Source organism: Streptomyces sp. NPDC043867, from assembly GCF_056435845.1.
Window position 1 is genome coordinate 1 of record NZ_JBWKDS010000013.1, and the last position, 8,927, is coordinate 8,927.

8 protein-coding genes are annotated in these 8,927 nt (G+C 71.9%); 5 read left to right on the forward strand and 3 right to left on the reverse strand.

Annotated features, from left to right (window positions below):
• A partial coding sequence (locus AC069T_RS15065) for a cytochrome c oxidase subunit I (RefSeq protein WP_478783158.1) occupies window positions 1-684 on the forward strand: 684 nt, incomplete at its 5' end.
• Window positions 681-1,028: a hypothetical protein gene (locus AC069T_RS15070; RefSeq protein WP_478783159.1), complete on the forward strand. Its 348-nt coding sequence runs from the start codon at window positions 681-683 to the stop codon at window positions 1,026-1,028. The genes AC069T_RS15065 and AC069T_RS15070, both read left to right, overlap by 4 nt.
• Here the strand turns inward: AC069T_RS15070 and AC069T_RS15075 are convergent.
• Entirely contained in the window at window positions 1,011-1,730 is a 720-nt protein-coding gene (locus tag AC069T_RS15075) for a TetR/AcrR family transcriptional regulator (RefSeq protein WP_478783160.1), read from the reverse strand. The genes AC069T_RS15070 and AC069T_RS15075 overlap by 18 nt on opposite strands.
• A 188-nt stretch (window positions 1,731-1,918) precedes the next feature.
• Between AC069T_RS15075 and AC069T_RS15080 the strand changes: the two genes are divergently transcribed.
• Window positions 1,919-3,172 carry a YncE family protein gene (locus AC069T_RS15080; protein WP_478783161.1) on the forward strand — a complete coding sequence of 418 codons (1,254 nt, stop codon included), beginning with the start codon at window positions 1,919-1,921 and terminating at the stop codon, window positions 3,170-3,172.
• On the opposite strand, the gene AC069T_RS15085 is transcribed toward AC069T_RS15080, so the two are convergent.
• Both AC069T_RS15085 and AC069T_RS15090 read right to left on the reverse strand, forming a co-directional pair.
• Entirely contained in the window at window positions 3,165-5,033 is a 1,869-nt protein-coding gene (locus AC069T_RS15085) for a cellulase family glycosylhydrolase (RefSeq protein WP_478783162.1), read from the reverse strand. The two genes, AC069T_RS15080 and AC069T_RS15085, sit on opposite strands and share 8 nt — an antisense overlap.
• A gap of 119 nt (window positions 5,034-5,152) precedes the next feature.
• Window positions 5,153-7,135 (reverse strand): GTP-binding protein, encoded by a 1,983-nt coding sequence (locus AC069T_RS15090; RefSeq protein ID WP_478783163.1) that lies wholly within the window; start codon window positions 7,133-7,135, stop codon window positions 5,153-5,155.
• 345 nt (window positions 7,136-7,480) lie between these two features.
• Between AC069T_RS15090 and AC069T_RS15095 the strand changes: the two genes are divergently transcribed.
• Window positions 7,481-7,702, forward strand: a complete 222-nt coding sequence (locus AC069T_RS15095) for a hypothetical protein (protein WP_478783164.1) — start codon at window positions 7,481-7,483, stop codon at window positions 7,700-7,702.
• Window positions 7,703-7,735: 33 nt separating this feature from the next.
• A complete protein-coding gene (locus tag AC069T_RS15100; RefSeq protein WP_478783165.1) occupies window positions 7,736-8,869 on the forward strand; it encodes an XdhC family protein in 1,134 nt (377 codons plus the stop codon).
• The last annotated feature ends 58 nt before the right edge of the window (window positions 8,870-8,927 follow it).

The following is an 8,927-nucleotide window of genomic DNA, read 5'->3' on the forward strand; positions in this document are numbered from 1 at the left end:
GGCACGATGTGGAAGGGGTCACTGAGCTTCGAGACCCCGATGCTGTGGGCCACCGGCTTCCTGATCACCTTCACCTTCGGCGGTCTGACCGGCGTCATGCTGGCCTCACCGCCGATGGACTTCCACGTCTCGGACTCGTACTTCGTGGTGGCGCACTTCCACTACGTCGTCTTCGGAACGGTCGTCTTCGCGATGTTCGCGGGATTCCATTTCTGGTGGCCCAAATTCACCGGCAGGATGCTCGACGAGCGGCTCGGCAAGATCACCTTCTGGACCTTGTTCATCGGCTTCCACGGCACGTTCCTGGTGCAGCACTGGCTGGGCGCGAACGGCATGCAGCGCCGCATTCCGGACTATCTCGCGGTGGAGGGACTCACGACTCTCAACACGGTGTCGAGCATCTTCTCTTTCCTCCTCGGGCTGTCGTTCCTGCCGTTCTTCTACAACGTCTGGAAGACCGCCAAGTACGGCAGGAAGATCGAGGTCGACGACCCGTGGGGCTACGGCCGTTCGCTCGAGTGGGCGACCTCCTGCCCGCCGCCGCGGCACAACTTCCTCACCCTGCCGCGGATCCGCTCCGAATCCCCGGCGTTCGACCTGCACCACCCGGAGACCGCCGCCGCGGGCGTGCTGCCGGGCCCGCCGGGCGGCCGGCACACCGGAGCGCGGGCGGAACCGCGATGACCGCCATGGACGACCGCCTCCTGGACCCGCGGGCGCTGATCAGCGAGTTGGAGGGGCATCTCCTGATCGAGGCCGCCCGTGCCGAGAGCCGGACCGAGGCCGCCCGCTTCACCCGCCCGCTGATGTGGCTCACGGACACCCAGCGGGCGGAGGTCGAGACCCGGTACGCCGAACACCACCTCGCACTCACCCGGCGTTCCTGGGAGGACACGGCGCGGCGTGCGGCACAACTGCGCGCCGAGTACGCGGCGGTGTACCGCTCCCTGCGCCGCCGCCTGTGCACCGGGGCGGTGCTGGTCACGGCCGGTGTCGTCGTCCTGGTCGTCTCACTCGGCCCGCGGTGACCCGCGCGACGGGAGCGGGCCGCTGCCCGGCGGGCGGACCCGGTGGGCCTCCGGGGACCAGCCCGACGGGCGCAGGATGCCGAGGAGCTGGCGGACGAGTTCCTCCACCACCTGGTCGAGGGTGGCGTCCACCCGGCCGGCGCTCCAGTCGTGGAGCAGGCCGTTGACGCTGCCGATGAACGCCGTGGCGGCGATCCGGTAGTCGCGGACCGCCGCCTCGCCGCGGGCGGCGGCGGCGTCCGCCTCGGCACAGATGAGGTCCACCCATCGGGCACGGCGGGCGAGCCGCTGTTCCTCCAGGGCGGGGCTGACTCCGATGATCTCGACGAACGTGATGCGGATGCGGCGCGGATCGGCGGTGACGTCGGCCGCGTAGGCCCGGAAGACCGCGGCGGCCCGTTCGGCGAGCGGCAGTTCCCCGGCTTCGGCGAGCGCCGTCAGGGCCGCCGCCTCCGCCCAGTCGTTGACCTGGAGGTGCAGCGCGGCCAGCACGTCCTCCAGGGTGCGGAACTCCTCGTAGAACTGGCGTGTCGACAGGCCCGCCGCCTCGCTGAGCGCGGCGACGGTGGCCGCGCGGAAGCCGGGCCGGTCGCCGAACACCTGGAGCGCGGCGTCGAGGAAGCGCCGGCGCCGCTCGGCCTGCCGTTCCTCGGCGGACCTGCCGCCGTACCGTCCGGTCGGCTGCTTCAGCCTGCCCGCCACCCGTGCCTCCCTCGCCGGCGGGCCGATCCGGTCCCGTCCGTCGTCGATTTTGTCGTGTCCGCAGTCTTGTGGAGAAGGCGCCCCTCTCCTTACTTTCCAGTAAGTCAACTCTGAACGCGTGCGTGTTCAGAGTTCGACCTTGTCATGCCCTTGCCATCTGATTTCTCCGCCTACGACAGGGACCCGCCATGCCTGCCCCCCGATCACGGCACCTCTGCACCCTCGCCACCGCACTGGCCCTCGCCCTGTGCGGCACCGCCGCCACGGCCGCCACCCCCGAGGACGCCTCCGCCGCACTGCGCGAGGTGATGTTCGTGGGGAACAACTGGGACGGCACCGCCGACGTCATCGAGTCCACGGGCGACCTCGGGAGGATCGGCCGCGTCAATGTCGTGCCCGACAAGGAGGCACGCATGGCGGAGATCAACGCGGATCCCGTCAGGTGGGCGTACTTCCTCGGCATCCGCAACGGCGTCGGGGAGGGGCACGACCAGCTCGTCGACGACATGTACGCCACGCCCGACGGCTCGTCGATGGTCGTCTCGCGTCCGAGCTTCGCCGACGTGGTCTCGATCGACCTCGCCACCGGCAGGATCAACTGGCGCTTCCGCGTGTCCGGTTACCGGTCCGATCACATGGCCGTCTCCCCCGACGGCTCCCGCGTCGCGGTCTCGGCCTCGACCGCGAACACCGTGCACGTCCTGGACATCGTCACCGGCAGACAGGTCGGCTCCTTCGCCACCGGCGACAAACCGCACGAGAACGTCTTCTCCCGCGACGGCAAGCACATCTGGAACATGTCCATCGGGGACGTCAACACCGCGCTGGACGAACCGTGGCTGGACTGGACGAAGGGTGACCGCCGCATCACCGTCGTCGACGCGAACACCTTCAAGCAGGTCAAGGTGGTCGACATGCGGCAGCGGCTCGACGCGATCGGCCTCAAGGACTACTCCGACGCGGTCCGGCCCGCGGTCTTCAGCCCCGACGAGTCCAAGCTGTACTTCCAGGTGTCGTTCTTCAACGGCTTCCTGGAGTACGACGTCGCGGGCGACCGGATCACCCGCGTGAAGACCCTGCCGAAGAACCCCGCCACCAGCCCCGACCGCACCACCTGGGTCAACGACTCCCGCCACCACGGCATCTCGATGAGCCCCGACGGCACCAAGCTGTGCGTCGCCGGCACGATGGACGACTACGCCACCGTCGTCGACCGGGCCACCCTCCAGGAGGGCCCGCTCGTCACCGCCTCCAAGCCCTACTGGGCGACCGTCAGCGGCGACGGCAGGTCCTGCGTCGTCTCGGAGAGCGGCGCCGACCGGGTCACGTCGATCGACTTCGCCACGGGCCGCAGGACGGCGTCCGTGGCGGTCGGCGACCACCCGCAGCGCGTACGCCTGGCCCGCGTGCCGGCGAACTGGACCGGGCCGTCGGCTAGTTGAACTCCTGTGCCGCCCAGGACGCCAGTTCCGCCCGGGCCGCTGCGAGCAGGTCGGCGGACGGTGCCGTCGCGCCGTTGGTGACCAGGGCGTAGTGCACGGTTCCCGGGCCGGGGGCGGTGAGCAGGAGCCGGCGGGCTCCGGTGCCGCCCGGTTCGGGGGCCGCCGCGACGGGCGTGGTCCGGGTGTACGCGGGCGGCGCGGTCGTCGCCCCGAGGTCGGAGACCACCGTGGTGCCGGACCCCGGGAAGGACGCCGGCAGGTGGAGTTCCGTGGGGGCGCCCGTGCCGTCGGAGCGCCAGACCAGGAGCCCGTACTGGCCCGAGCCGACCAGCTGGGAGACCTTCGGGAGCGCACTCGGGACGGGGTTCCAGGTCAGGGTGGCCGAGCCGTCCCGGGACCGGTCCTCATAGGTGAAGGCGGCCGTCGTGCCCGCGGTGGCGCTCGGGTAGACGCGGTCGAGCAGGCGGGCGTCCTGGCGCAGGACGGCACGCCCTGAGTCGTCGAGCGCCACCGCGGAGAGGTCCTCGTCGTTCCAGGCGTCGCCGGCGGTGAGGACCTTGCCGGGGTTGCCGTTCATCAGCTCGTGGTGGCGGCCGTTGTAGAGGTCCCACTGCCACTGCGTGCCGGACAGGACGGGACCCGAGGAGACCGGGTCGGACCACCAGGTGGAGCCGGGGCGGCGGGAGTCGAGCGCCTGGTACATGGCCTTGAGGACCGTGGGAGCCTTGTCCGCGACGGAGCCGGCAAGTGGGTGGCCGAACTCGCTGACCAGGGCCGTCGTACCGGCCGCCGAGGCCCGGTCGCGCACCGCCCCGAGGTCCGCCGCGTACTGGCCGTCGCGGGCCTTGCCCCACATGAAGACACCGGAGATCGCCTTCTGGTCGTAGAAGTGGGTGTTGAGGACATAGCGCGGGCCGAGCCGTCCGGCGTCCAGCAGCCCGCCCTCCTGCTTCTGGAAGTCGAGATTGGCGTTCCAGAAGAGGTTCGGCTCGACGAAGGCGGGCTTGGCCTGCCAGCCCGCCGCGTCCATCCGGGCCCGGAACCTCTCGTAGAACGGCCACAGCACGTCGCGTTCCCAAGTACGGCTGGTCTGACCGGAGTCGTAGGTGCCCGCGTACGGCTCGTTGAACGGGTCGAAGCCCACGACGCCCGCGAACTCGGCGGCGGTGAGGTGCCGGCGGACATACTCCATCGTGCTCTGCGCGGTGCTGAGGAAGGCGTCCTGGACGCCGTTCGCGTTGTGCCAGAAGTCGTACGTGGCCTGCTGCACGGCCCGGTTCTGGGTGATGTTCTGACCCCAGAAGAGACAGATCCCGCAGGATTCGTCGGGATAGTCACCGGCGTCCACGGCCCATTCGGGGGCGCCGTCGCCGCTGTACCAGCTGTCCGCGTCGAAGAGGTGGCGGGAGTAGAGGTCCTGGTGGAAGTCGGGGAACACCCGGATCCCCGCGTCGAGGAAGGCACGCATCTGATCGGTGACGGCGGCGAGGTACGCCGTGTCCACCTGCCCCCGCACGGGCTCGGCGTGCGCCCAGGACAGCAGCAGGCGCACGGAGTTGCCGCCGCCGAGGGCGCGCAGCGCGGTCGCGGACTTCCGTGCGTCGGCGACCGAGGCGAACGGCAGGCCGCCGTGCTCCTCCAGCTTCGCCTCACCCGAGACGTTGTAGCCGCGCAGCACCACCTCGCGGCCGAGCCCGTCGGTGAAGCGGCCGTGGTCGACCGTGAGGGTGGCCGCCGCGGGTTCGTCGAACCACAGGGCGCCGGGCACATCCTCCGCCGCGGCGGGCTGGGCGCCCGCCGTGGCGAGGGAGCCGGAGAGAAGGACGAGGACGCCGAGCAGACGTACGCGCAACTTCGTCATGCCCACAACAGTCCCGCCGGCTCCTGACGCCGTCAACACCCCTGACTCCACAGTAAGGTTCTCGTGTCACCGCTCGTCGGGCCCGGCGCCTTCCGGAACGTCAGGACGCTCGTCCCCGCTCAGCCGCCCACCCGCCGGGTCACCTTCAGCAGATACTCCTTCCGGTCGAGCGGGTTGTGGTCGGTGCGCGGCCGCTTCGGGACGGTCCCCCGCGTGACGGGGGCGTAGTGGTCGAACGCCGCTTCCAGCTCGCCCTCGCCGCGCGTCAACCCGGGTAGCAGCGACTCCAGTTCGTGGACCGAGGCCGCCGGGACGCGGCCCCGGAGCACGCTCGTCGCGCCGTGCGTCCCGGTCGACTCCGGCACGGCCCGCAGCCTCGCGAGGACGGGCAGCACCGCCGGCAGCGTGTCAGGCGGTGCCTCCAGGCAGAAGCGGTGCATCGGCTCGTGCACCTGGGAGTCCGCCCGCCGCAGGGCGCTCATCAGGACCAGCGGGGTCAGTCCGCGGAAGTCCGCGCCGGTGCTCGACATGCTCTTGTCGAAGCGCTGGTGCGCATGACTCTGACGGGGTGAATAGCCCGAGTGCGTCATGGTCACCGTGCAGTCGGTGACCTGCCAGCCGTGGACGCCCTGCCGCAGGGTCTCCCGCACGGTGTCCTCGACGGCCTTGAAGAAGGCGTACGGCATCGAACCGAGCTCCACGCCGAGCCGGAACCGCACCCCGGAGCCGGCCGGCGCCGGGTCGACGCGCAGCCCGACGGTCGCGAGGAACGGGTTGGGTTCCCTGCCGTTGAACTCGACCGCGCTCCCGCTGCCGACGGGCCGCTCGACGCAGATGGTGGTCGACTCCCGGAAGGTCACGTCGAGCCCGAACTCGTCGGCCAGCGTCGCCTGGACGACCTGCTTCTGCACCTCCCCGTACAGCGATACGGAGGTCTCCCGCCGCAGCTCGTCCCGGCGCAGCGCGATCAGCGGGTCCTGCTCGGCGAGCTGGGTGAGCGCGATGTGCAGGGCGGCCCGGTCGCCGGGCCGGCGGGGGACGACGACCGTCTCCAGTGTCGGCGGCGCGAAATGGTGTTCCGCCCCCGCCGCGGGTGACTGCCCGAACCTGTCCCCGATGCGGATGTCCCCGAGACCCCGGAGCTTGGCGATCCGTCCCGCGGCGACGCACGGGACCCGGACCGCCGAGCCGTGCTCGAACACGCTGATCGCGGTGATCCTGCCCTCCGCGCCGTCGCCGTGGGCGACCCGGTCGCGCGTGCGCAGGGTGCCGGAGAACATCCGCGCGTACGCGATCTTCTCCCCCGCCGGGCCTCGCTCGACCTTGAAGACGGTGCCTGCGACCGGGCCGTCCGCCGTGCCCCGGGCGGCGGGCAGCAGCTCCTCGACCCCGGCGACCAGCTCCGCGACTCCGGCGCCCGTGATGGCGGAACCGAAGTACACGGGATGCACCAGGGCCTGGCCGGTCCGGTGGGCGAGGCAGTCCCGGAGCCGTTCGTCCGACACCCTGCCCTCGACGTACGCGGACAGCAGGGCGTCGTCGTGCCCGGCGAGCAGGTCGAGCAGCGGCGTCCGCAGTCGTGGCGCGGTGAACGGGAGGAAGTGAGCGGCCCGGGTGCCCGCCGCGCCGACCTCGCCCATGGGGACGAGCGCCGGGGTGAGCCTCGCCGCGAGGCGCTCCAGCAGCGGCCCGTACTGGGCTCCGCCGCGGTCGATCTTGTTCACGAAGACGAGCGTCGGGATCCGCAGCCGCTGCAGGGTCCGCATCAGCACGCGGGTCTGCGCCTGGACGCCCTCCACGGCCGAGACCACCAGGACGGCCCCGTCGAGCACGCCCAGCACCCGCTCCACCTCGGCGATGAAGTCCGGGTGGCCCGGGGTGTCGATCAGGTTCACGGTGAGGTCGCCGACCGGGAAGGAGACGACGGCGGACTTGATCGTGATGCCGCGCTGCCGCTCCAGGGCGAGGGAGTCGGTTCTGGTGCTGCCGGCGTCGACACTGCCGATCTCGTCGATGACCCCGGCGCTGTGCAGCAGCCGCTCGGTCAGGCTGGTCTTACCGGCGTCCACGTGCGCGAGAATTCCAAGATTCAGGGTGGGCACTGAGCGTCATGTCCTTAGAAGAGGTGGTCATTCCTTCGCGGGTGGACATGAACGCTTCGCGCACGGGTGCTCCTTGGTCCGGGACGGCTGGTCACGAGTAGTGCAGCAGGGGGCGGCGGACGAGGGCAACGGAATTTCGCGGGCCGAGGTGATCCTTCCGGGCGCGGGTGAGCCGTGGCCCCAGGGGTACCCGCACAGGCGCACGACGTGACGGGTGCGAAGCCGGCGCCCCGGAAAGGGGCGGTGCGGCACGGACCCAGGAGCGAACGACGTCCCCCCGGTACGCCGGACGGACGTACAGGACACATGTCCCCCGGCGCCGAGCGGACCTCAAGGACACGGCACGTGCCGAACGGCACCCGGTCGACCGAAAGGCTGATCATGACCGACCACACCCCGTCCCAGGCCGAGGGCGAGCCGGACACCGGCACGGACACCCCGTCCGCCGACTCCTCCCACGGCACCCACGACACCGGGCACACCGACCCCGGCCTCACCACGCCCTCGCAGGCCGAGGGCGAGCGCGACGACGAGGACGAGGACGACGAAGACCCCGGCACGCCTTGAGCGCGGCGTACGGGGCGCCGACAGGAGCGGGAGATGCGTGAGATCCTCCCGGCCTTGAGCCGCTGGTACGCCGAGGGGTCGCCGTTCGGCCTGGCCACGGTGGTCGCCGTCAGCCGCAGCGCGCCGCGCGATCCGGGGGCCGCCATGGCGGTGGGCCCCGGTGACGAGGTGGTGGGCAGCGTGTCCGGGGGCTGCGTCGAGGGCGCGGTCTTCGAGCTGGCGCGCGAGGTCGTGACGAGCGGCGAGGCACACTTGCGGACGTTCGGATACAGCGACGACGACGCCTTCGCCGTGGGGCTGACCTGCGGCGGAGAGATCACCGTGCTGGTGCGCCGCGTCTCCCCCGAGGACGACCCCGCCTTCGCGGCGGTCGCCGAGTCGGTGGCCGCCGGACAGCCGGTGACCGTCGCCACCGTGACCGGCGGACCGGCTCCGCGCGGGGCCTCGCTCGCCGTGTGGCCGGACGGGGAGACCTGGCCCGCCGGGGGAACCCTGGGCACGCTGGGTGCGGGCGGGCTGGACGTCGCCGTCACTGCGGACGCCCGGGGCGAGCTGGCGCAGGGGACGTCGGAACTGCGCCACTACGGGCCGCGGGGTGAGCGGCGCGAGGACTCCGTCGGTGTCTTCCTGCACTCGTTCGCACCGCCCCCGCGCATGCTGGTCTTCGGCGCCATCGACTACGCGGCCGCGGTCGCCCGCATCGGCGGCTTCCTCGGCTACCGCGTCACGGTGTGCGACGCCCGCCCCGTCTTCGCCACGCCGCAGCGTTTCCCCGACGGTGTCGAGGTCGTCGCCGAATGGCCGCACATCCATCTGAGCGGTACGGAGACCGACGACCGCACGGTGATCTGCGTCCTCACCCACGACCCGAAGTTCGACGTGCCGCTGCTGGAGGAGGCGCTGCGCCGTCCGGCCGCGTACATCGGGGCGATGGGCAGCCGGCGTACCCACGACGAGCGGATGGCGCGCCTGCGGGAGGCCGGGCTCCGCGAGGACGAACTGTCCCGGCTGCGCTCACCGGTGGGCCTCGACCTCGGGGCCCGTACACCGGAGGAGGTGGCGGTGTCCGTCGCCGCCGAGATCGTCGCGCTGCGATGGGGCGGCACCGGCAGACCGCTCACGGCGACCACCGGCGCGATCCACGGTACGGGGACGGCGCCCGGCTGATCCGGCCTCGACGCCGGTTGCGGGGCGGGCGCCCCGGCGAGCGGAGGCCCGCACGCCG